At 65.6% G+C, this 22,811-nt stretch carries 21 protein-coding genes and 1 tRNA gene; 9 read left to right on the forward strand and 13 right to left on the reverse strand.

Annotated elements, in window-relative coordinates; all coding sequences use genetic code 11:
* Positions 1-82: 82 nt before the first annotated feature.
* The 7 genes from DIE17_RS08845 to DIE17_RS08880 all read right to left on the reverse strand — a co-directional run bounded on the left by DIE17_RS08845 (position 83) and on the right by DIE17_RS08880 (position 8,072).
* Entirely contained in the window at positions 83-790 is a 708-nt protein-coding gene (locus DIE17_RS08845; protein WP_124520267.1) for a histone H1-like DNA-binding protein, read from the reverse strand.
* 28 nt (positions 791-818) lie between these two features.
* Positions 819-1,145, reverse strand: a complete 327-nt coding sequence (locus tag DIE17_RS08850; protein WP_082088468.1) for a hypothetical protein — start codon at positions 1,143-1,145, stop codon at positions 819-821.
* Positions 1,146-1,228: 83 nt separating this feature from the next.
* Positions 1,229-2,440 carry a ribonucleotide-diphosphate reductase subunit beta gene (locus DIE17_RS08855; protein ID WP_044844206.1) on the reverse strand — a complete coding sequence of 404 codons (1,212 nt, stop codon included), beginning with the start codon at positions 2,438-2,440 and terminating at the stop codon, positions 1,229-1,231.
* Between the two features lie 363 nt (positions 2,441-2,803).
* On the reverse strand, positions 2,804-5,800 hold the full coding sequence (locus tag DIE17_RS08865) for a ribonucleoside-diphosphate reductase subunit alpha (RefSeq protein WP_124520011.1): 2,997 nt from the start codon (positions 5,798-5,800) through the stop codon (positions 2,804-2,806).
* Positions 5,801-6,263: 463 nt separating this feature from the next.
* Complete coding sequence (ampD, locus tag DIE17_RS08870) at positions 6,264-6,854, reverse strand: 1,6-anhydro-N-acetylmuramyl-L-alanine amidase AmpD (protein ID WP_124488232.1); 591 nt, start codon at positions 6,852-6,854, stop codon at positions 6,264-6,266.
* Positions 6,851-7,165, reverse strand: coding sequence for a PP0621 family protein (locus tag DIE17_RS08875; RefSeq protein WP_124488231.1), 315 nt, complete (start codon positions 7,163-7,165; stop codon positions 6,851-6,853). Before DIE17_RS08875 ends, ampD begins: the two co-directional genes overlap by 4 nt.
* A 13-nt stretch (positions 7,166-7,178) precedes the next feature.
* Positions 7,179-8,072 carry an inner membrane protein YpjD gene (locus tag DIE17_RS08880; RefSeq protein WP_124488230.1) on the reverse strand — a complete coding sequence of 298 codons (894 nt, stop codon included), beginning with the start codon at positions 8,070-8,072 and terminating at the stop codon, positions 7,179-7,181.
* A 90-nt stretch (positions 8,073-8,162) separates the two neighbouring features.
* On the opposite strand from DIE17_RS08880, the gene ffh reads away from it, so the two are divergent.
* Together ffh and DIE17_RS08890 are read left to right on the forward strand one after the other, a co-directional pair.
* Positions 8,163-9,530 carry a signal recognition particle protein gene (ffh, locus tag DIE17_RS08885; protein ID WP_039317379.1) on the forward strand — a complete coding sequence of 456 codons (1,368 nt, stop codon included), beginning with the start codon at positions 8,163-8,165 and terminating at the stop codon, positions 9,528-9,530.
* 94 nt (positions 9,531-9,624) lie between these two features.
* Positions 9,625-10,176, forward strand: coding sequence for a hypoxanthine-guanine phosphoribosyltransferase (locus DIE17_RS08890; RefSeq protein ID WP_044844211.1), 552 nt, complete (start codon positions 9,625-9,627; stop codon positions 10,174-10,176).
* A gap of 85 nt (positions 10,177-10,261) precedes the next feature.
* Here DIE17_RS08890 and DIE17_RS08895 read toward each other — a convergent pair whose 3' ends face one another.
* Positions 10,262-10,870, reverse strand: a complete 609-nt coding sequence (locus DIE17_RS08895; RefSeq protein ID WP_044844212.1) for a MarC family protein — start codon at positions 10,868-10,870, stop codon at positions 10,262-10,264.
* 21 nt (positions 10,871-10,891) lie between these two features.
* Positions 10,892-12,628: a proline--tRNA ligase gene (locus DIE17_RS08900; protein WP_044844213.1), complete on the reverse strand. Its 1,737-nt coding sequence runs from the start codon at positions 12,626-12,628 to the stop codon at positions 10,892-10,894.
* A gap of 218 nt (positions 12,629-12,846) precedes the next feature.
* Between DIE17_RS08900 and DIE17_RS08910 the strand changes: the two genes are divergently transcribed.
* Complete coding sequence (locus DIE17_RS08910; RefSeq protein WP_044844214.1) at positions 12,847-13,494, forward strand: RNA pyrophosphohydrolase; 648 nt, start codon at positions 12,847-12,849, stop codon at positions 13,492-13,494.
* A 13-nt stretch (positions 13,495-13,507) separates the two neighbouring features.
* On the forward strand, positions 13,508-14,116 hold the full coding sequence (locus DIE17_RS08915; protein ID WP_044844215.1) for a CNP1-like family protein: 609 nt from the start codon (positions 13,508-13,510) through the stop codon (positions 14,114-14,116).
* Positions 14,117-14,218: 102 nt separating this feature from the next.
* Here the strand turns inward: DIE17_RS08915 and proB are convergent, their stop codons facing one another.
* The 4 genes from proB to rplU form a co-directional block, all read right to left on the reverse strand.
* Positions 14,219-15,337, reverse strand: coding sequence for a glutamate 5-kinase (proB, locus tag DIE17_RS08920; RefSeq protein ID WP_044844216.1), 1,119 nt, complete (start codon positions 15,335-15,337; stop codon positions 14,219-14,221).
* A gap of 90 nt (positions 15,338-15,427) precedes the next feature.
* Positions 15,428-16,540: an Obg family GTPase CgtA gene (cgtA, locus tag DIE17_RS08925; RefSeq protein ID WP_044844217.1), complete on the reverse strand. Its 1,113-nt coding sequence runs from the start codon at positions 16,538-16,540 to the stop codon at positions 15,428-15,430.
* 188 nt (positions 16,541-16,728) lie between these two features.
* The gene (gene rpmA, locus DIE17_RS08930; RefSeq protein ID WP_006476999.1) at positions 16,729-16,992 is read right to left on the reverse strand and encodes a 50S ribosomal protein L27; all 264 of its coding nucleotides are present in this window, start codon (positions 16,990-16,992) and stop codon (positions 16,729-16,731) included.
* A gap of 24 nt (positions 16,993-17,016) precedes the next feature.
* Entirely contained in the window at positions 17,017-17,328 is a 312-nt protein-coding gene (gene rplU, locus DIE17_RS08935) for a 50S ribosomal protein L21 (protein WP_006025184.1), read from the reverse strand.
* Between the two features lie 210 nt (positions 17,329-17,538).
* Between rplU and DIE17_RS08940 the strand changes: the two genes are divergently transcribed.
* From DIE17_RS08940 to DIE17_RS08960, 5 genes are all read left to right on the forward strand, one after another.
* Positions 17,539-18,534, forward strand: coding sequence for a polyprenyl synthetase family protein (locus DIE17_RS08940; RefSeq protein ID WP_044844218.1), 996 nt, complete (start codon positions 17,539-17,541; stop codon positions 18,532-18,534).
* Between the two features lie 148 nt (positions 18,535-18,682).
* A tRNA-Pro gene (locus DIE17_RS08945) sits at positions 18,683-18,759 on the forward strand.
* Between the two features lie 149 nt (positions 18,760-18,908).
* Positions 18,909-20,195 carry an HlyC/CorC family transporter gene (locus DIE17_RS08950; protein WP_082088470.1) on the forward strand — a complete coding sequence of 429 codons (1,287 nt, stop codon included), beginning with the start codon at positions 18,909-18,911 and terminating at the stop codon, positions 20,193-20,195.
* A gap of 82 nt (positions 20,196-20,277) precedes the next feature.
* Positions 20,278-21,555, forward strand: a complete 1,278-nt coding sequence (locus DIE17_RS08955; protein ID WP_124520013.1) for a GspE/PulE family protein — start codon at positions 20,278-20,280, stop codon at positions 21,553-21,555.
* Between the two features lie 5 nt (positions 21,556-21,560).
* Entirely contained in the window at positions 21,561-22,766 is a 1,206-nt protein-coding gene (locus DIE17_RS08960) for a type II secretion system F family protein (RefSeq protein ID WP_124520015.1), read from the forward strand.
* Positions 22,767-22,811 lie beyond the last annotated feature (45 nt).

Consider the following 22,811-nt stretch of genomic DNA (forward strand, 5'->3'; position numbering starts at 1 on the left):
GCCAGATGGCGGGATCGATTGAGTAGCGCTACTCAACCCGCGGACACCGCGTGAGTGTCCGGGTAGTGCTGGTCAGCCGCGATTACGGACGGCTGCCGGTCGGGAACGGCCATGCCGCTGCCGGGTTGAGCGCGGTCTTCACGCCCGATGCCGGCGCGACCGATGCGGTCGACGCGGTGGTTGCCGGTGCAGCCTTCTTCACGACGGCCTTCTTCGGAGCAGCAGCCTTCTTCGGAGCAGCGGCCTTCTTCGCCGGTGCGGCAGCCTTCGGAACAGCGGCAGCCTTCGGTGCAGCAGCAGCCTTCGGTGCAGCGGCAGCCTTCTTCGCAGGGGCAGCCTTCTTGGCAGGCGCAGCCTTCTTCGCAGCAGCCTTCTTCGCAGGCGCAGCCTTCTTGGCGGCAGCCTTCTTCGCCGGCGCGGCCTTCTTGGCAGCGGCCTTCTTCGCCGGTGCTGCCTTCTTCGCAGCAACCTTCTTCACCGCGACTTTCTTGGCTGCAACCTTCTTCGCAGCGGCCTTCTTCGCCGGTGCTGCCTTCTTCGCGGCAACCTTCTTCACCGCGACTTTCTTCGCAGCAACCTTCTTCGTTGCGACCTTCTTTGCCGCGACCTTCTTCGCAGCAGCCTTCTTCGCCGGTGCTGCCTTCTTCGCGGCAACCTTCTTCACCGCGACCTTCTTCGCAGCAACCTTCTTCACCGCAGCGGCCTTCTTCGCCGGAGCAGCAGCCTTCTTCGCAACGGTCTTCTTGGCAGCAACCTTCTTAGCAGCCGGTTTCTTCTTGGCAGTAGCCATGTTGTTCTCCTTCAGGTTCAGATGAGAGTCAGTTCAAACTACACCCTTCGTCAAAACCCGCTTCCCGCGGACGCTGTTCAGGACGTGCGCTTCGAAGCGGGCTATTCATCGGCGTACGCGGATACCACGCGCTTACGCTAATGAATACGGTATGGCGCGCGTGACCCCATGGCCTCGCGCGCCAAATCAAGTCGGTAGCCGGCGCGCCTCGCGCCGCCACCCCTAATCGCTTGATCAAGCGGACCGCCACACGGCCGTCCGCTTTTTCCGGAGGGAAGTTTGCCCATCCCACTGAAGGGTTCGCAAAGTGCCGATCATGTCGTTGGGCCGTTAAGGCACCGGGCATGCTTTGCATCAGGCGTTCTTGCTCCTAAACCTTGGGCCGGGGCCGAGAGGCCGCCGGCTGCTCACATCATGTGACGGGTTCGCTGCTGCGGGTTATTCCCAGGACAGCGCGCCGCCCGTCTGATACTCGATCACACGCGTCTCGAAGAAGTTGCGTTCCTTCTTCAGGTCGATCATCTCGCTCATCCACGGGAACGGGTTTTCCTCGTTCGGGAACAGCGGGTCGAGGCCGATCTGCTGGCAACGGCGGTTGCTGATGAAGCGCAGATAGCTCTTGAACATCGACGCGTTCAGACCCAGCACGCCGCGCGGCATCGTGTCCTCGGCGTAGCGGTATTCGAGTTCGACAGCCTGCTTGAACAGCTCGCGGATCTCGGCGCGGAATTCCGCGGTCCAGAGATGCGGGTTCTCGAGCTTGATCTGGTTGATCAGGTCGATGCCGAAATTGCAGTGCATCGACTCGTCGCGCAGGATGTACTGATATTGCTCTGCAGCACCCGTCATCTTGTTCTGGCGGCCGAGCGCGAGAATCTGCGTGAAGCCGACATAGAAGAACAGGCCTTCCATGATGCAGGCGAACACGATCAGCGACTTCAGCAGCTTCTGATCCGCTTCGAGCGTGCCGGTCTTAAAGGCCGGGTCCGTCAGCGTGTGGATGAACGGGATCAGGAATTCGTCCTTCGCGCGGATCGACGTGACCTCGTGGTACGCGTTGAAGATCTCGCCTTCGTCGAGACCGAGCGATTCGACGATGTATTGGTACGCGTGCGTGTGGATCGCCTCTTCGAACGCCTGGCGCAGCAGGAACTGCCGGCACTCGGGCGCCGTGATGTGGCGGTACGTGCCGAGCACGATGTTGTTCGCGGCGAGCGAATCGGCCGTCACGAAGAAGCCGAGGTTGCGCTTGACGATGCGGCGCTCGTCCTCGGTCAGACCGTTCGGATCCTTCCACAGGGCGATGTCGCGGGACATGTTGATTTCCTGCGGCATCCAGTGGTTCGCGCAACCCGCCAGATACTTTTCCCACGCCCACTTGTACTTGAACGGCACCAGCTGATTGACGTCAGTCTGGCCGTTGATGATGCGCTTGTCTGCAACGTTGACCCGCGCTTCCGAACCGCCGGCGGGAACAGCCGATGCTTGCGGCGGCACCGCAAGATCGCCTTCGAAAATGTCGCGGACCTGATGGGCGGCAGGCGTTGCAGCCTGCATTCCGACAGCCATCCCTGCGGAGGTGCGCAACGCGTTTTGCTGCGCTCCGCTCGCGGGGGTTACGGCAGTCTTCTCGTCATCCCAGTTGAGCATAAATTCTCACCATCAATTTAGAACGGTTTGTACCATCTTTTCCTGAGCGATAAAAGGGCTCGCTCACGAAAAATCCTTTTTTCGATTCGCGTTGCGACCTCGATACAACACTTTGAGCAACGCATCGTCGTTCATGCAGCGCGCGACGTGTGTCGCACGTGTATCGCGAGGTGCGCTCGACGCATCGAACGCTGATCGAAACGCGACGTCGTCGGGGATGTTTCGATCGCTTGTCACTGCCTGCAACGCGAGTGCCGCGTTACAGATTCCTTATCATTTTTTTAGTTGAGAGCGGCGCACACTTCAACCTCGATCGGTTGTCGTGCGCGCCGCCCGAACCTTCTTCAGGTCATGCGCGCCGCGTTACTGGCAGGCTTCGCACTCGTCGAAGCCGGGATCGCCCGGGCGCATCGTGCATACCGGACCGTCCGCTTCAACCGGCGCGAGTGCCGGTGCCGCGTCGACTGCGCCCGACGACGACGCTGCGCCGCCCGCTGCACCGAAGCCGCCTGCCGCGCCTTGCGCGCCGCCGCTGCTCGAGCCGCCGCTCGTCGGCACCGCGTTCAGCGCGCCGTGTGCGACCGTCGACTTCTCGACGTGCGTCGCTGCCATCGTGCGGAGGTAGTAGGTCGTCTTCAGACCGCGCAGCCACGCGAGCTTGTAGACCTCGTCGAGCTTCTTGCCCGACGCGCCGCCCATGTAGATGTTCAGCGACTGCGCCTGGTCGATCCACTTCTGGCGACGCGATGCCGCTTCGACCAGCCACGTCGGGTCGACTTCGAACGCGGTCGCGTAGATCGCGCGCAGGTCGGCCGGGATACGGTCGATGCGCGACAGCATGCCGTCGAAGTACTTCAGGTCGGCGACCATCACTTCGTCCCACAGGCCGCGTTCCTTCAGGTCGCGGACGAGGTACTCGTTGACCACCGTGAATTCGCCCGACAGGTTCGACTTCACGTACAGGTTCTGGAAGGTCGGCTCGATGCATGCCGACACGCCGATGATGTTCGAGATCGTCGCCGTCGGCGCGATCGCGACGCAGTTCGAGTTGCGCATGCCGTGCGCGGCGATCCGCGAACGCAGCGTCGTCCAGTCGAGCGACTCGGACGTGTCGACCTCGACGTAGCCGCCGCGCGCTTCCGTCAGCAGCTTCAGCGTGTCCTGCGGGAGGATGCCGCGATCCCACAGCGAGCCGCGGTAGCTCGAGTAGCGGCCGCGTTCCTCGGCCAGCTCGGTCGACGCGTAGTACGCGTAGTAGCAGACCGCTTCCATCGAACGATCGGCGAACTCGACCGCCGCTTCCGACGCGTACGGCGTGCGCAGCAGGTGCAGGCAGTCCTGGAAGCCCATGATGCCCATGCCGACCGGACGGTGCTTCAGGTTCGAGTTACGCGCCTTCGGCACCGCGTAGTAGTTGATGTCGATCACGTTGTCGAGCATGCGCATCGCGACGCTGATCGTGCGCTTCAGCTTGTCGTGGTCGAGCGCGTAGCTGCCGTCGGCCTGCTTCACCAGGTGGGCGACGAGGTTCACGGAGCCCAGGTTGCACACCGCGATTTCGGTGTCGCTCGTGTTCAGCGTGATTTCCGTGCACAGGTTCGACGAGTGGACGACGCCGACGTGCTGCTGCGGCGAGCGCACGTTGCACGGATCCTTGAACGTGATCCACGGGTGGCCCGTTTCGAACAGCATGCCGAGCATCTTGCGCCAGAGCTGCTGCGCCGGAATCTTCTTGAACAGCTTGATCTCGCCGCGCGCGACCTTCTCTTCGTAAGCCGTGTAAGCCTTCTCGAAATCGGCGCCGAACTTGTCGTGCAGGTCCGGGCAGGTCGACGGCGAGAACAGCGTCCAGTCGGCGCCTTCCATCACGCGCTTCATGAACAGGTCGGGAATCCAGTTCGCCGTGTTCATGTCGTGCGTACGGCGGCGATCGTCGCCGGTGTTCTTGCGCAGCTCGAGGAACTCCTCGATGTCGAGGTGCCACGATTCGAGGTACGCGCAGACCGCGCCCTTGCGCTTGCCGCCCTGGTTGACCGCGACGGCCGTGTCGTTGACGACCTTCAGGAACGGGACCACGCCTTGCGACTTGCCGTTCGTGCCCTTGATATGCGAGCCGAGTGCGCGCACGCGGGTCCAGTCGTTGCCGAGACCGCCGGCGAACTTCGACAGCAGCGCGTTTTCCTTCAGCGCTTCATAGATGCCGTCGAGATCGTCCGCGACCGTCGTCAGGTAGCACGACGACAACTGCGAGCGGTGCGTGCCCGAGTTGAACAGCGTCGGCGTCGAGCTCATGAAGTCGAAGCTCGACAGCACGTTGTAGAACTCGATCGCGCGCGTTTCGCGGTCGATCTCGTTCAGCGACAGGCCCATCGCGACGCGCATGAAGAATGCCTGCGGCATTTCGATGCGGCTGCCGTCGACGTGCAGGAAGTAGCGGTCGTACAGCGTCTGCAGGCCGAGGTAGCCGAACTGCAGGTCGCGGTTCGCGTCGAGCGCTTCGCCGAGACGCTTCAGGTCGAACTGCAGCAGCTTGTCGTCGAGCAGGCCGGCGTCGACGCCGCGCTTCAGGAACTGCGGGAAGTATTCCGCGTAGCGGGCCGACATCTCGGCCTGGACCACTTCCTCGCCGAGGATCTCGCGACGGATCGTGTGCAGCAGGATGCGGGCCGTGACCTGGCTGTATGCCGGATCCTTTTCGATCATCGTGCGCGCAGCGAGGATCGCCGAGTCGTAGACCTGGCTCATCGGCACGCCGTCGTACAGGTTCTTCACCGTTTCCGCGACGATCGGGTCAGGGTTAACCGCAGCGCCGAGACCGTCGCATGCCGACACGATCAGCGCGCGCAGTGCGTTCAGGTCGAGCGGGCGCGTGACGCCGTTGTCGACGACGTTGATGCCGGTGCTCGACTCGCCGCCCGCTGCCGCTGCTTCCTCGCCCGCATGCTGGCGCTCGAGGTGACGCTTCTCGCGATACAGCACGTACGCACGCGCGACGTTGTGCTCGCCGCCGCGCATCAGCGCGAGTTCGACCTGGTCCTGGATGTCTTCGATATGGAACGTACCGCCGTTCGGACGGCTGCGCACGAGCGCGCGCACGACGTTGTGCGTGAGCTGCTCGACGAGTTCGCGTACGCGTGCCGATGCCGCGCCCTGCCCGCCATTGACGGCCAGGAAAGCCTTGGTCACCGCAATCGCGATCTTCGAAGGCTCGAACGACACCACGCTGCCGTTGCGGCGGATCACCTTGTAGTCGGCGAACGTGGCCTGCGGCGCGAGCGCCTGCGCGCCCTGTTCGGTCCCGCCGAGCGGACGGCTCGAGGCGCTCTCGTACTGGGACGTCGCGTTGTCGGTGGTTTGCATGTGCAAAGCTCCTGGTGTTGGATGGTGCGGAGAGAACCGCGGATTAAAACGAACGCTGCGCTATCGGATGCGCGAGCGGTAAGAGGCGAGCGATGCGTCGGGGAAGCCGGTTCGGTCGATGCGCGACAACCGATCCGGTCGTGTGCTTCGTCATGTGTACGCTGCCCCGTCGAAGTTCGCTGCGCTTGATTGCGACGCCCGGACCGCCCGGCCTGGCGCGCCGCACTGAGAACCCTGGCCGCCGGCGTTGCCCGCCGGCCGGTGCCGCTCGGGTTTCCCCTGCGACACACACTATATCTAGTACAGAACCGCTCAACTGGCACCAAGTATAGTGGACATTCCGGCGACATCAAAACGGAGAATTTTCGCCGGAGGTATTGACATCAACCCGGCCGCCCGGACGGGCAGACGCGACAAGGCATTGGTCGGAAAAAAAAATTTCGCCCGCTCAAAAACCCTGCGATCAGTGCTGACGGAAAGGAAAGTATTCGGCGGAAAACCCGGCATCGCTCGCGAAGCGTTGCCAATCGAAGTGCGGACCCGGGTCGGTCTTGCGGCCCGGCGCGACGTCGGAATGCCCGGCCACCGCATCGATCGGGTAGCGCGCGGCGAGCGTGCGTGCGAGCACCCCGAGCGTCGCGTACTGCGCCGCGTCGAACGGCACGTCGTCCGCACCTTCGAGTTCGATGCCGATCGAGAAGTCGTTGCAGCGCGGCCGGCCGAAGAACTCGGACGCGCCCGCATGCCATGCACGCTCGTCGCACGACACGAACTGCACGAGTTCGCCGTCGCGGCGGATCAGGAAGTGCGCGGACACGCGCACGTCGCGCAGGTGACGCTGGTAATAGGGGTGCGTATCGCAATCGAGGCGATTCAGGAACAGCGCCTCGATCGCATCGCCGCCGAACTCGCCGGGCGGCAGGCTGATGTTGTGGACGACGACGAGCGTCGGCACCGCGCCCGCGGGCCGCGCCTCGAAATTCGGCGACGGCGCGTGGCGCGCTTCGCGCACCCAGCCGTTCGCGTCGACCGACAGCAGCGCTGCGTCGCTCATCGGGCGTCGTGGCCGCTCGCGTGTGCGCCGTGGCGCTGCGCGTGCTCGGTGCTGCAGAAGTATTCGCCGCCCGCGGCGACGGCGTCGCCCTGCGGCGTATGCACGCCGCACTCGGCGCAACGCACCATCGGTTCGGGCAGCGAGCGCGCGTCGCCGTTCGGGCGTGCCGCCCCGGCGCCAGGACCCGGTGCGCCGTCGTTGCCGCCACCGCGGCCGGCGCGCGCCTGCGCGTGCTCCTGGGCCTGGCGCAGCTTGCGCGTGAGCCACGAACCAGCGAAGAAGAGAAGAATCAGGAGAAGAATCTGTCGCATCGGAAACCTGCGTTCAAACCACGGAGCGGTGCAGCAGCACCTCGAAAACGAACCGGCTGCCGACATACGCGAGCAGCAGCGCGGCAAACGACACGAGCACCCAGCGCGCGGCGCCGCGCCCGCGCCAGCCCGACGTCTTGTGCGCGACCAGCAGGCCGCCGAACATCAGCCACGACAGCACCGCGAACACGGTCTTGTGATCGAGCCGCAGCGCGCGTGCATCGACCTGCTCGCTGAACAGGATCCCCGACGCGAGCGTCAGCGTCAGCAGCACGAAGCCGGCGCCGATCAGACGGAACAGCAGCTTCTCGAGCGTGAGCAGCGGCGGCAGCGTTTCGAGCCAGCTCGCGATCCAGCCGGTCGAGCCGTCGCGCCCGCCGCTCCTCAGCGACTGCAGGCGCCGCTCGACCATCAGCATCAGGACCGCATGCAGCGCGGCGATCGCGAAAAGGCCGTACGCGATGTTCGCGATCAGGAAGTGCATCTTGAACAGCGGCGCTGCGGCATAAGGCAGCACCCGCACGCCACCGAACACGAGCGGCAGCAGCGACGCGCCGCACGCGAGCGGCAGCACGAGCAGGCGCAGGCTGTCGAGCGGGAAGAAGAAGCTCTCGATCCAGTAGATGCCGGCGCCGAGCCAGAACATCGCGGACAGCGCGAACGCGAAGCCGAAGACCATCGCGTCGTGCGGGAAGATCGTCGTGTGCAGCAGCACGCCGTGCGCGACGAGCGCCGCGAACAGCAGCGCGCGGCCGGCGCCGCTCATTCCCGACGCGGCGGACGCCGGCACCGGCACGGCCGGCACGCTCGCGACGAGCGGCGTCGCACCCTGGCGGTGCGTGCGCCAGCCTGCGACGGCGAGGCCGCCGTACAGGAATGCGGTGAGGGCATACAGTACAATATCCATGTTCGAAGTTTACACTAGGCCCCCTTCCCGCGACGGCTCCCTTTTGTACGGTTCCGTTGCGCCTTCGGGCCCCACTGTCCATCGCTCCCCATGCTCGACAATCTCACTCAACGGATGGCGCGCGTCGTCAAGACGCTGCGCGGCGAGGCCCGGCTTACCGAGGCGAACACCCAGGAGATGCTCCGCGAGGTGCGTCTCGCGCTGCTGGAAGCCGACGTCGCGCTGCCGGTCGTCCGCGAATTCATCGCCAAGGTCAAGGAAAAGGCGCTCGGCGAGGAAGTGATCAGCAGCCTGTCGCCGGGCCAGGCGCTCGTCGGCGTGGTCCAGAAGGAACTGACCGCCGTGATCGGCGGCGACTACGAAGGCAAGGCCGCCGAGCTGAACCTCGCGGTCACGCCGCCCGCCGTGATCCTGATGGCCGGCCTGCAGGGCGCCGGCAAGACCACGACCGCCGGCAAGCTCGCGAAACTCTTGCGCGAGAAGTACAAGAAGAAGGTGCTGACGGTGTCGTGCGACGTGTATCGCCCGGCCGCCATCATGCAGCTGAAAACGGTGAGCGAACAGGTCGGCGCCGATTTCTTCCCGTCGACGCCGGACCAGAAGCCCGTCGACATCGCACTCGCGGCCGTCGACTGGGCGAAGCGCCACTACCATGACGTGCTGATCGTCGACACGGCCGGCCGCCTCGGTATCGACGAGGCGATGATGCAGGAAATCGCCGCGCTGCACGGCACGCTCAAGCCGGCCGAAACGCTGTTCGTCGTCGACGCGATGCTCGGCCAGGACGCGGTCAACACCGCGAAGGCGTTCAACGACACGCTGCCGCTCACCGGCGTCGTGCTGACCAAGCTCGACGGCGATTCGCGCGGCGGTGCCGCGCTGTCGGTGCGCCACATCACGGGCAAGCCGATCAAGTTCGTCGGCGTCGCCGAGAAGCTCGACGGCCTCGAGGTGTTCCACCCGGACCGGATGGCGAACCGGATCCTCGGCATGGGCGACATCCTCGCGCTCGTCGAGGAAGCGCAGCGCGGCGTCGACGTGCAGGCCGCGCAGAAGCTCGCCGACAAGGTCAAGAAAGGCGGCGACTTCGACCTGAACGATTTCCGCGCGCAGATCTCGCAGATGAAGAACATGGGCGGCCTGTCGTCGCTGATGGACAAGCTGCCCGCGCAGTTCCAGCAGGCGGCGGCCGGCGCCGACATGGGCCAGGCCGAGAAGTCGATCCGCCGGATGGAAGGCATCATCAGCTCGATGACGCCCGCCGAGCGCGCCAAACCCGAAATCATCAAGGCGACGCGCAAGCGCCGCATTGCAGCCGGCGCGGGCGTGCCGGTGCAGGAAGTCAACCGGATGCTGAACCAGTACGACCAGATGCGTACGATGATGAAGAAGCTGAAGGGCGGCAACATGCAGAAGATGATGCGCGGCTTGAAGGGCATGATGCCCGGCATGCGCTGATTCCGCCCGTCGGCCGGCGCGCGGGTTTTTGCCGTAGCGCGCGCCAGCCGTTCTGCTTCATTCTTATTTGTATACCGACTGCCCGCCAGAACTCATGAACCGCGAAGAAGCCCTCCACATTTTCGAACACTCCGAAGAGATCGTCTCGGCGGACGCCGTCAACGCGTCGATCGCCCGGATGGCCGAAGCGATCCGCGCCGAGATCGGCGACGCGTTCCCGCTCGTCCTCTCGGTGATGGGCGGCGCCGCGGTGTTTACCGGGATGCTGCTGCCGCATCTCGATTTCCCGCTGGAATTCGACTACATCCACCTGACCCGCTACCGCAACACGACGCAGGGCAGCCCGGAGATGCACTGGCGCGTCGCGCCGCGCGAATCGGTGAAGGACCGCATCGTGCTCGTGCTCGACGACATCCTCGACGAAGGCGAGACGATGGCCGCGATCCGCGACCGCATCCTCGACATGGGCGCGAAGCGCTTCATGTCCGCGGTGCTGTGCGAGAAGACGCTCACGAAAGCGAAACCGCTGCATCCCGACTTCTGCGGCTTCTCGGTGCCCGACCGCTACGTGTTCGGCTGCGGGATGGACGCCAAGGGCTACTGGCGCAACCTGCCGACGATCCGTGCGCTGACCGCGAACGTCTGATCGCCGCCCTGCCCGCTATATAAATGGAAAGCGGCGCTCCGGTTACCCGGAGCGCCGCATTTTTTCGTCGGTACGCACCAACGCGTTACATCTGCAGCTGGTGCACGAACGCCTTGATGCCGGCGAGCAGCATCTCGACCGAGATCGCGACGAGCACGAGACCCATCAGCCGCTCGAACGCGGCGACGGTTCGCTCGCCGAGCCACTGCTGGATCCGTTCGGCCAGCACCAGCGTGATCGCGCAGACGATCATCGTGACCGTCAGCGCGCCGACCCACTCGAACATCTTGCCCGGCGCCTGCGACGTCAGCAGCATCACCGTCGCGAGCGCGGACGGCCCGGCGAGCGCGGGAATCGCGAGCGGCACGATGAACGGTTCACCGCCGGCGCGCGGATCGCTGCCGAGCGCGCCGTCCGGATGCGGGAAGATCATCCGCAGCGCGATCAGGAACAGCACGATCCCGCCGCCGAGCCGCAGCGACAGGTCGGTGAGGTTCATCATCCGCAGGAAGCGGTCGCCGACCACCATGAAGAACAGCAGGATCACGAACGCGATCCCGACTTCACGCAGGATCAGCTTCACGCGCCGCTCGCGCGGCACATCCCGCATCGCCGTGATGAACAGCGGGATGTTGCCGAGCGGATCCGTGATCAGCACGAGGAGCACGGTGGCCGACAGGAAGGTGTATTCCACCGTATCCTCCGGTCGAAGCGCTTAGCGCGCGAGCGCGGCGCGGATCTTCTCCGTCACCGTCGCCGCGGCCGCGTCGGCCGGCAGCAGCGTCGCCTCGGCGTCGCGGCGGCCCTGATACTCGATCTTGCCTTCCTTCAGGCCGCGCTCGCCGATCACCAGGCGATGCGGCACGCCGATCAATTCCCAGTCTGCAAACATCACGCCCGGGCGCTCGCCGCGATCGTCGAGGATCACGTCGATGCCGGCCGCGGCCAGTTCCGCGTACAGCTTGTCGGCGGCCTCGCGGACCATGTCGCTGCGATCGTAGCCCATCGGGCACAGCACGACTTCGAACGGCGCGATCGACTCGGGCCAGATGATGCCGCGCTCGTCGAAGTTCTGTTCGATCGCCGCGCCGAGAATGCGCGTGACGCCGACGCCGTAGCAGCCCATCAGCATCGGCTGCGGCTTGCCCGACTCGTCGAGGAACGTCGCGCCCATCGCTTCCGAGTACTTGGTGCCGAGCTGGAACACGTGGCCGACTTCGATGCCGCGGCAGATGTCGATCTCACCCTTGCCGTCCGGCGACGGATCGCCCTTCTTCACGTTGCGCACGTCGGCGACGTCCGGCTCCGGCAGGTCGCGGCCCCAGTTCACGCCGGCGATGTGATAGTCGACCTCGTTCGCGCCGACGACGAAGTCGCTCATGTTCGCGACCGTGCGATCGGCGATCACCTTCACCGGCTTCTTCGTGCCGACCGGGCCGAGGTAGCCCGGCGGCGTGCCGAACCACTCGACGATTTCCTGCTCGGTCGCGAAGCGGTGGTTCTTCAGCCCCGGCAGCTTCGACACCTTGATCTCGTTCAGGTCGTGGTCGCCGCGCAGCATCACGAGCCAGATGGTCGGCTCGGCGCCTTCGTTGTCGGTGGCGAGCACGATTGACTTGATCGTACGCTCGAGCGGGATCGACAGCAGTTCGGCGACGGCCTCGCACTTCGCCTTGCCGGGCGTCGCGACCTTTTCCATCGCTTCGGCGGGTGCCGCGCGTTCGGCGATCAGCGGCAGCGCTTCGGCCGCTTCGACGTTCGCCGCGAAGTCGGACGTCGGGCAGTAGGCGATCGCGTCCTCGCCGGTATCGGCGATCACGTGGAACTCGTGCGAGAAGTTGCCGCCGATCGAGCCGCTGTCGGCCGCAACCGCGCGGAACTCGAGGCCGAGGCGCGTGAAGATGCGCACGTATGCGTCGTACATCTTGCGATACGACTCGTTCAGGCCGGCCGCGTCCTTGTCGAACGAATACGCGTCCTTCATGATGAACTCGCGGCCGCGCATCACGCCGAAGCGCGGACGGATCTCGTCGCGGAACTTCGTCTGGATCTGGTAGAAGTTCACCGGCATCTGCCGGTAGCTCTTGATCTGGTTGCGCGCGATGTCGGTGATGACTTCCTCGTGCGTCGGCCCGATCACGAAGTCGTTGTCCTTGCGGTCCTTGAAGCGCAGCAGTTCGGGGCCGTACTGCTCCCAGCGGCCCGATTCCTGCCACAGCTCGGCCGGTTGCACGGCCGGCATCAGCAGCTCGATGGCGCCTGCCCGGTTCATTTCCTCGCGCACGATCGCCTCGACCTTGCGAATCGAACGCAGGCCGACCGGCAGGTAGTTGTAGATGCCGCCGGCGACGCGACGGATCATGCCGGCGCGCACCATCAGCTTGTGGCTGACGATCTCTGCGTCGGCCGGTGCTTCTTTGAGGGTGCCGATAAAGAAACGGGAAGCTTTCATGCGGACGGTTCCAAATACGGCGCCCCCAGGCGGGGCGCCCGAAAAAGTTTCAAGGTGAAAAAGCTGCGCGCGACGAACGACGATGGCGCAGATGACTTAGCAGACAAATCAGGGACAATTCAGCCGGTGTACCCCGCGCGGTTTCGCTCCGTCACGGTGCGCAGCGCCCGTTATCTGTTTATAATCAAAGCAATTTTAAAGGATTCGAAGGTGGTTGTATGCTGGATCGTGAAGGCTTTCGCCCGAACGTCGGCATCATCCTCTTGAACGCGCGCAACGAGGTGTTTTGGGGCAAGCGGCTCCGCGAGCATTCCTGGCAGTTTCCTCAAGGTGGGATCAAGTACGGCGAGACCCCCATGCAGGCGATGTACCGGGAGCTGCACGAGGAGACGGGCCTGCACCCGGAACACGTCAAGATAATCGGCCGCACTCGCGACTGGTTGCGTTACGAGGTGCCTGACAAGTTCATCAAGCGCGAAGTACGCGGACATTACCGCGGCCAGAAGCAGATCTGGTTCCTTCTGCGGATGGTCGGACGCGATTGCGACATTTGCTTGCGCGCGACCGACCACCCGGAGTTCGATGCGTGGCGCTGGAACGAGTACTGGGTGCCGCTCGATGCGGTGATCGAGTTCAAGCGGGATGTCTATCAGTTGGCGCTGACGGAACTGTCGCGCTTCCTGCGCCGCCCGGCGCAGCGAGCCGAAAAGCCGCGTGGGCCGCGTCTGTCGCGCTATCCGCGCGTCATCGGCGCGCAGGCCCAGCAGACGCTGACGATTGTCGACACATCGGTGGTCTGTTCCGAGATCGAAGTGGAGGCGAGCACGCTCGACGAGATGCCGCCCCGCGTGATCGTCGGCAAATGACGAGTCGGACTGCATGACCGGGCGCGACCTTGGTGTCGCGCCCTTTTTTTACGAGGAATGCATATTGAAAGCGATTGCTCTCGCGCTCGCATCGATCGTCGCGGCGGCCACGCTGGCCGGTTGCGCGAATTCGAAGACGCCGACCAACAAGGATGACAGCGAGTTCGTGTACCTGCTGGACCGCCAGGGCAACTGGAAGGAAAACCCGGTCGACACGCTGCCGCCGCTGCCGCAAGCGGGCGATCTGCTGCCGTTCAACGTGTCGCAGAACACGCCGCTCAAGTTCTCCGTCGATGCGAAGTCGCTCGCGGTCGGCAGCGACGGCGTCGTGCGCTACGCAGTCGTCATCACGAGCCCGGCCGGCGCGCGCAACGTGAACTACGAAGGCATCCGCTGCGACACCTACGAATGGCGTCAGTATGCAGGCCTGAATTCGGATCACGACGGCTGGGACCGCACGGTCGAGAACGACTGGCGTCGCATCGAGAACGGCGAGCTGAACGCGTACCACTCGGCGCTGTACCAGGACTATTTCTGCGCGAACAAGATGCCGCAGGGCACGACCCAGCAGATCCTCGAGAACATCAAGTTCCACCGCACCGCGATGAGCCAGCTGCGCTGACCGCGCAACCGAGGCCGGCTGCCCGGCCTCGTTTCGCTTCGTCACAACAAAAAGCCCGCGCGATGCGGGCTTTTTGCTGTCTCGCGACGCCTGGCCGAACGGTTACACGAGCACGAGGTTGTCGCGGTGAATCAGCTCCGGCTCCAGCATGTAGCCGAGCACCGTCTCGATCTCGCCGCTCGGCTTGCGGTGAATCAGCTTCGTTTCCGCGCTGCTGTAGTTCGTGAGGCCGCGCGCCACTTCACGCCCGTCGGGGCCGACACACGCGATCACCTCCCCGCGTGCGAACGCGCCCTGCACGCCAGTCACGCCGATCGGCAGCAGGCTCTTGCCGCCGGCCGTCAGCTTCTCGACCGCGCCCGCATCGATCACGACGTGCCCGCGCACCTGCAGGTGATCGGCCATCCATTGCTTGCGCGCGGCCATCCGCGCGGTGCGCGCGATCAACTGCGTGCCGATCGCCTCGCCCGCCGCCAGCCGCACCAGCACGTCGGCTTCGCGGCCGCTCGCGATCACGGTGTTCGCGCCGCTGTGCGCCGCGCGCTTCGCCGCGAGGATCTTCGTCAGCATCCCGCCGCGGCCGAGGCTCGAGCCTGCGCCGCCGGCCATCGCCTCGAGCTCCGGCGCGCCCGCGCTGGCTTCCGCGACCAGCGTCGCATTCGGATCCTTGCGCGGATCGGCGGTGAACAAGCCCGTCTGGTCGGTCAGGATGATCAGCGCATCGCCTTCGATCAGGTTCGCGACGAGCGCGCCGAGCGTGTCGTTGTCGCCGAACTTGATTTCGTCGGTGACGACCGTGTCGTTCTCGTTGATGATCGGCACGACGCCGAGCCGCAGCAGCGTCAGCAGCGTCGAGCGCGCATTCAGGTAGCGCTCGCGATCGGCCAGGTCGGCGTGCGTCAGCAGGATCTGCGCGGTGCGGATATCGTGCTCGGTAAAGCGGCTTTCATAAACTTGCGCGAGCCCCATCTGGCCGACCGCGGCGGCGGCCTGCAGCTCGTCGATCTCGCGCGGACGCTTGCTCCAGCCGAGCCGCTGCATCCCTTCGGCAATCGCGCCCGAACTGACGAGCACCACTTCCTTGCCCTGTGCGCGCAGCGCGGCGATCTGGGCCGCCCAGCGGCCGATTGCAGCATGATCGAGCCCCTTGCCGTCGTTGGTCACGAGGCTGGAGCCCACCTTCACCACCAATCGCTTGGAATCCGCGATGATCGAACGCATCGTGCGCCGTCTCCTGTATCTGATGCCTGCCCGGCCGGGCGCAATTGAATTCAGGCACCGGACGCGATGCCCGGTGCGTGTCGGGCCCGCTCAGGCGTCGTCGCCGGGCGTCGCGCCGCCATCGGCTTGCGGCGCATCGCGGAACCGCACGTCCGCGGCCAGATCTTCCTCTTCCGCCGCACGATGTGCGTCCGAATGCTCGGCGAGGTAATCGTAGATCGCGTAGCACAGCGCTTCGCAGCCCTGGCCCGTGAGCGCCGAAATCTCGAACACCGGGCCGTCCCAGCCGAAACGGTCGAGGAAATCGGCGACGCGCGCCTCGCGCTCGTCTTCCGGCACCATGTCGAGCTTGTTGAGGACGAGCCAGCGCGGCTTCTCGTACAGCGCCTCGTCGTATTTGCGCAGCTCGCCGACGATCGCGGTCGCTTCAGCGACCGGGTCGACGCTTTCGTCGAACGGAGCCAGATCGACGAGATGCAGCAGCACGCCGGTGCGCTGCAGGTGTCGCAGGAACTGGTGGCCGAGGCCCGCGCCTTCGGCGGCGCCCTCGATCAGCCCCGGAATATCGGCGATCACGAAGCTCTTGCTCGGGCCGACCCGCACGACGCCAAGGTTCGGCGCGAGCGTCGTGAACGGATAGTCGGCGATCTTCGGCTTCGCGTTCGACACCGACGAGATGAAGGTCGACTTGCCGGCGTTCGGCATGCCAAGCAGACCGACGTCGGCGAGCACCTTCAGCTCGAGCCGCAGCATGCGCCGTTCGCCGGGCTTGCCGTCGGTTTTCTGGCGTGGCGCGCGGTTCGTGCTCGACTTGAAATGCAGGTTGCCGAGACCGCCTGCGCCGCCCTTCGCGAGCATCACCTGCTGATCGTGCTCGGTCAGGTCGGCGATCAGCTCGCCCGTATCCATGTCGGTCACGACCGTGCCGACCGGCATGCGCAGCGTGACGTCGTCCCCGCCCTTGCCGTAGCAATCCGAGCCGCGACCGTTTTCGCCGTTGCGCGCCAGGTGCTTCTTCGCGTAACGGTAGTCGATCAGCGTGTTGATGTTGCGGTCGGCGATCGCGTAGACGTTGCCGCCCCGGCCGCCGTCGCCGCCGTCCGGCCCGCCGAACGGAACGAATTTCTCGCGGCGCATCGACGCGCTGCCATCGCCTCCGTCGCCGGCGATGACTTCGATTCGTGCTTCGTCAATGAACTTCATTCGTCACTCCGACCAGTATTTCCGCTATTGTGCCGCGCGCCGGCGCGCTTGAACAATCTGCCGTTCGGCCGATTGCCCGCCAGTGTCGCGACAGCCGCCGGCGCGCACATGCGCCCGGCGGCCAAATAAAAAAAGGCCCCGCGAAGACTGCGGGGCCTTTCGGCTACGAAGCCCGTGGGTGCCTGAACTTAGGCAGCCGCCGGGACAACGATGACCAGATGCTTCTTGTCCGCGCCCTTGGTCGCGAACTTGACGTGACCGTCGACCAGCGCGAACAGGGTGTGATCCTTGCCCATGCCGACGTTCTCGCCAGCGTGCATGCGCGTACCGCGCTGACGCACGATGATGCCGCCAGCGTTGATCGCCTGGCCGCCGTACACTTTCACGCCGAGACGTTTCGACTCGGAGTCGCGGCCGTTCCGGGAAGAGCCGCCTGCCTTTTTGTGTGCCATCTGATTGCTCCTTTACCGAGGCGCTTACGCGTTGATCGCGTCGATGCGCAGCTCAGTGTAGTTCTGGCGGTGGCCGCCGTGCTTTTGGTAGTGCTTCCGGCGACGCATCTTGAAGATGGTGACCTTGGCATGACGACCGTGCGACACAACGGTGGCCTTGACGGAAGCCCCACTGACCAGCGGCGTACCGAACTTAATCGATTCGCCTTCGCCCACTGCGAGAACCTGGTCGAGCGTGATTTCAGCGTCAATGTCAGCCGGTATCTGTTCTACTTTGAGTTTTTCGCCAACGGCAACCTTGTACTGCTTGCCGCCGGTTTTTATGACCGCGTACATTGAGAACCTCACTCTGGATCCAATTTTTCCGCACACCACGCGCGGAAAACACGTGATTATACATGGGCTTAGCACCCAAGTCAAAGCCGATCCACGATTGCCGCCCGCAAGCCCTGGCCGGACGGCCAAAATCACCGGGCAGACACGTCCGACAGACCGGCATATCGCGGATTCGACTTATAATCCGCGGCATCACCCATTTCGATCATCATGTCGTCGTCCACCGCCTCCCCCACCCTCAGCGCCGCCCACCTGCTCGCCCCGATCGCCAGCGACATGGAGCAGGTGAATCGCGTTATCCGGCAAAGCCTCGCGTCCGACGTGCTGCTGATCAACCAGATCGCCGAGTACATCATCGGCGCGGGCGGCAAGCGGCTGCGTCCGGCCCTGCTGCTGCTCGTCGCCGGCGCGCTCGGCGAGACGTCGCACCAGCGGCACGTGCTGGCCGCCGTCGTCGAGTTCATCCACACGGCCACGCTGCTGCATGACGACGTCGTCGACGAATCCGAACTGCGGCGAGGCCGCCAGACGGCCAACGCGCTGTTCGGCAACGCGGCGAGCGTGCTGGTCGGCGACTACCTCTATTCGCGTTCGTTCGAGATGATGGTCGGCGTCGGCAAGATGCGCGTGATGGAAATCCTGTCGGAAGCGACGACGATCATTTCCGAAGGCGAAGTGCTGCAGCTCCTGAACATGCACGACGCGGACGTCGACGAGACGCGCTACATGCAGGTGATCCGCTACAAGACGGCGAAGCTGTTCGAGGCATCGGCCCGCCTGGGCGCGGTGCTCGCCGGCGCCGATGCGCCGACCGAAGCCGCCGCCGCCGAATACGGCCGCCGGATCGGCACCGCATTCCAGATCATGGACGACTGGCTCGACTACGCGGGCACGGCCGAAGCGATGGGCAAGAATGCCGGCGACGACCTGCGCGAAGGCAAGCCGACACTGCCGCTCATCTATCTGATCGAACGCGGCACGCCCGAGCAATCGGCGCTCGCCCGCGAGGCGATCGAACAAGGCGGCACCGATCGCTTCGACACGATCTTCGACGCGATCACGCGTTCGGGCGCGCTCGACCATACGCTCGAATGCGCGCGCCAGGAAGCACAGGCCGCCGCGGCCGCGATCGCCGCGTTCCCGGATTCGATCTACAAGGAAAGCCTGCTCGCGCTGTGCTCGTACTCGACGTCGCGACAGTCGTAAGCGCGCGGCGACCACGACACGAACCGCTTTTCGAAAAATTTCTTCATCAAGGTATTCCCTTTTCGAAAAAACATCGTTATAGTTACGTTCTTGCTTGTGACGACGCAGCGATCTGAACGAAAGCGGCGAAGTCGGAAGAGCAAAAAATCGGGGTGTAGCTTAGCCTGGTAGAGCGCTACGTTCGGGACGTAGAGGCCGGAGGTTCGAATCCTCTCACCCCGACCAGATTTTGAAAAAACCGTGCACCGTGTGCACGGTTTTTTTTTGCCTTCTTCTGCCTGGTCTCGCGAGCGCGCGTGTCGCGCACGACACATCCCGGCCGCCGGCCTCTGCTATATTCCCTCCATCCCTGTCCTTCACTGCCCTTCTGACGCGTGGACCAAATTCCCTTATGGGCGCAAATCGGCGCCGTCTTCCTGCTTCTCCTCTGCTCCAGCTTCTTTTCCATTTCCGAGACCGCGATGATGGCGCTCAACCGCCATCGGCTGAAGCATCTCGCCGGCCAGGGCGTGCTCGGTGCGAAAACCACGCAGGGTCTCCTCACGCGCACCGACCTGCTGCTCAGCGTGATCCTGATCGGCAACAACCTGTTCAACACGATCATCCCGGTCCTGACGACGTCGCTCGCGCTGCACACGTTCGGCCGTAACAACCTGGCGCTGTCGATCGCGACCGGCATCGTCGCGTTCCTGATCATCGTGTTCGCGGAAATCGCGCCGAAGATCGTCGGCGCGACCTTTCCCGAACGCATCGCGCTGCCCGCCAGTCTCGTGATCGCGCCGCTGATGCGCGTGTTCAAGCCGGTCGTCTGGTTCGTCAATGAACTGGCGAACGGCGTGCTCTGGATGCTGCGCATCAATACGAAGAAGGGCCGCGACCAGCGGATGTCCGCCGACGAGCTGCGCGCGATCGTGCTCGAGTCGAGCAGCTTCATGCCGACCAAGCACCGCAGCATCCTGCTCAACCTGTTCGACCTCGAGAACATCACGGTCGACGACGTGATGGTGCCGCGCCGCCAGATCGAGTCGCTCAACTTCTACGCGCCGCTCGACGACATCCTGCATCAGCTCGAGACCTGCTATCACAACCGCCTCGTCGTCTACGAAGGCGACATCGACAAGGTGCTCGGCGTGCTGCACGTCCGCAAGACGCTCACCGGGCTGCACAACCAGGATTTCGACCGCGAAACGTTGCGCACGCTGCTCGCCGAGCCGTACTACGTGCCGTCGGGCACGCCGGTCGTCCAGCAGCTCCAGTATTTCCAGGAAAGCCGCCAGCGGACCGCGCTCGTCGTCAACGAGTACGGCGAACTCGAGGGGCTCGTCACGCCCGAGGACATCATCGAGGAACTGATCGGCGAATTCACGACGTCGATGCCGCGCGGCGAACGCGCGGGCGGCTGGAACGAGAACGGAGAATGCATCGTCGCCGCCAGCATGCCGCTGCGCGAACTGAACCGCTGGCTGCACCTGCAACTGCCGACCGACGGACCGAAGACGCTCAATGGCCTGATCCTCGAAATCCTCGAGGAAATCCCCGAAGGCGACGTGTGCCTGAAGATCCGCGACGTGATGCTCGAGGTCATGCGCAGCGACGACCAGGCCGTGCGCACCGTCAAGCTCTTCAAGCCGCGCAGCACGCGCGCACGCGGCGCGCGCTAGCCGAACGGCCGACTGTCGGCGCCGCGCACGATACGCGACCATTTGCCGGTCACGATCAACAGGCGGCCGAGCGCCGGCTCACATGCACTTCCCACTTCCCGGGGCGCCGCTGCACACGCAGCGGCCGCCTGTCTCCACCGCCGCATCGCCCGCCGAAACACCGCGGTCGCTCGATGCGGCGCAACTCGACGACTCGCCCGCCGTACGGCTGCTGACCGACACACTGCACGCCGCCCGCGTGCGCGACGCGTCCGACATCCACGTCGAACCGTTCGAAGCAGGCTGGCGCATCCGCCTGCGCATCGATGGCGTCCTGCATGAACACGCGCGGCCGCCCGCTCATCTGCGCGACGCGCTCGTGACGCGGATCAAGGTGCTCGCCCGCATGGACATCGCCGAGCGCCGGCTTCCGCAGGACGGCCGGCTGCGCATCGCGGTCGACGGCGGCACGCGCGGCGACTACCGGGTCAGCTCGCTGCCCACGCTGTTCGGCGAGAAGCTCGTGTTGCGCCGCCTCGAAACGCTGCCGCCCGACCTCACGCTCGCGCGTCTCGGCTTCGACGCGCGGCAGGCCGCGGCGATGGAAGCCGCGATACGCGCGCCGCACGGTCTCGTGCTCGTGACCGGGCCGACCGGCAGCGGCAAGACGCTGTCGCTCTACTGCGCGCTGCAGATGCTCGACCGCGATGCGCACAATGTGTGCACGGTCGAGGATCCGGCCGAGATCCAGCTCGACGGCATCAACCAGGTCGGCGTCGCCGAAAAAGCCGGGCTGACGTTCGCCACTGCGCTGCGCGCGCTGCTGCGTCAGGACCCGGACGTCATCATGGTCGGCGAGATTCGCGATGCGGAGACGGCCGACGTCGCGATCAAGGCCGCACAGACCGGGCACCTCGTGCTGTCCACGCTGCATACGAACGACGCGCCGGCAGCCGTCGCGCGACTGCTCGACATCGGCGTCGCGCCATACAACCTCGCCGCCGCGTTGCGCCTCGTCACCGCGCAACGCCTCGTGCGGCGCCTGTGCCTCACCTGCCGCGTGCGTTCGGACGCGTCGGTGCGCGCGCTGCGCGAAGCAGGCTGCAATCCGGCAGCACTGGAATCCGGGTGGCGCCCGTTCGTCGCGCGCGGCTGTGCCGCCTGTCACGGCATCGGTTATCGAGGCCGCATCGGCCTGCATCAGACGATGCCGGTTTCACCGGAGATGGCAGAACGCATCGTCGCGCGCGCAAGCGTCGGTGCGCTCGCGCAATGCGCGGCAGCCGAGGGCGTACGTAGTCTGCGCGACGCGGCACTCGCGCACGTTCGCGACGGTACGACGAGCGTCGCGGAAGCACTGGCCGCGACGCCCGACGCGTGATCGCGATGCCTGCACCGCCGCACGAGACGCGTTTCGCGTGGCGTGGCCGTCGTCGCGACGGCACGCCATGCCGCGGGAACGTCATCGCCTTCGATGCCGCCGCCGCACGTGCGGCGCTCGCGCGCGACGGCGTCACGGTGCTGTCGCTCGATGTCCGCGGCACGGCCCGCCCGCCGTCGGCCGGCGCGCGGGAAGTCACGCGCTTCACGCGTCAGCTCGCGAGCCTGCTGCAGGCCGGACTGCCGCTCGCACCGTCGCTCGAGATGCTCGCGCGCACCCGCACGCGCGACGGGCTGCCGCGCATCGCCGCCGGCCTCGCACGCGAGATCGTCGGCGGGCAGCGCTTCGCCGCCGCGCTCGCACGCTACCCGTCCCAGTTCGGCACGCTGTATCGCCAGTTGATCGAGGTAGGCGAAGCATCGGGCGCGCTCGGCACCATACTGACCCGCGTCGCGGAGCACCGCGAACGTGCCGACGCGCAATGGCGCAAGCTGCGTGCCGCGCTCGCCTACCCGGTCGCCGTCATCGTGTTCGCGCTCGCGATCTCGGCCGCGCTGATGGTGTGGGTCGTGCCGACGTTCCGGCAGATCTTCGACGGCTTCGGCGCGGCCTTGCCGGCGCCGACCCGAGCCCTGCTCGCCCTCTCGTCCGCGACCTCGGCCTGGGGCGGCACGTTCGTCGCCGGGGCAGCGGTGGCGGGGCTCGCCGCACGTCACGCGCTGCGGCGCTCGCCATCGCTGCGCTACACGGCCGCGCGGCACGTGCTGGATGCGCCGCTCGTCGGCGGCGCGCTCACGCGGTTCGCGACCGCGCGCTGGTGCCGCTCGCTCGCAACGCTGCTCGGTGCGGGCGTCCCGCTCGCCGATGCATTCTCCACGCTCGAACGCACCGCCGGCCATCCGGTGTTCGAGCAGGCCACCGCGCAGATCGCGACGCGCGTGCTGCGCGGCGCGCGTCTCGCCGATGCGATGCACGCGGCGGGCTGCTTCCCGGACGACGTCGTGCAGCCGATCGCCGTCGCCGAGGAAACCGGCGCGCTCGACACGATGCTCGCCGATATCGCCGCGCTATGCGAACGTCAGCTCGACGCACGCCTCGATGCGCTCGCCGCGCTCGGCGAGCCGCTGATCGTGATCGTCCTGGGTGCGCTCGTCGGCGGCCTCGTGATCGCGATGTATCTGCCCATCCTTCAGCTGGGCAACGTGGTGTAGCATCGCAACCGATTCTGTCGCCTTTTCAAGCCCGAACCCGAGCCC

Origin of the sequence: Burkholderia sp. Bp9099 (genome assembly GCF_003857805.1) — a bacterium.
Lineage (GTDB): Bacteria > Pseudomonadota > Gammaproteobacteria > Burkholderiales > Burkholderiaceae > Burkholderia.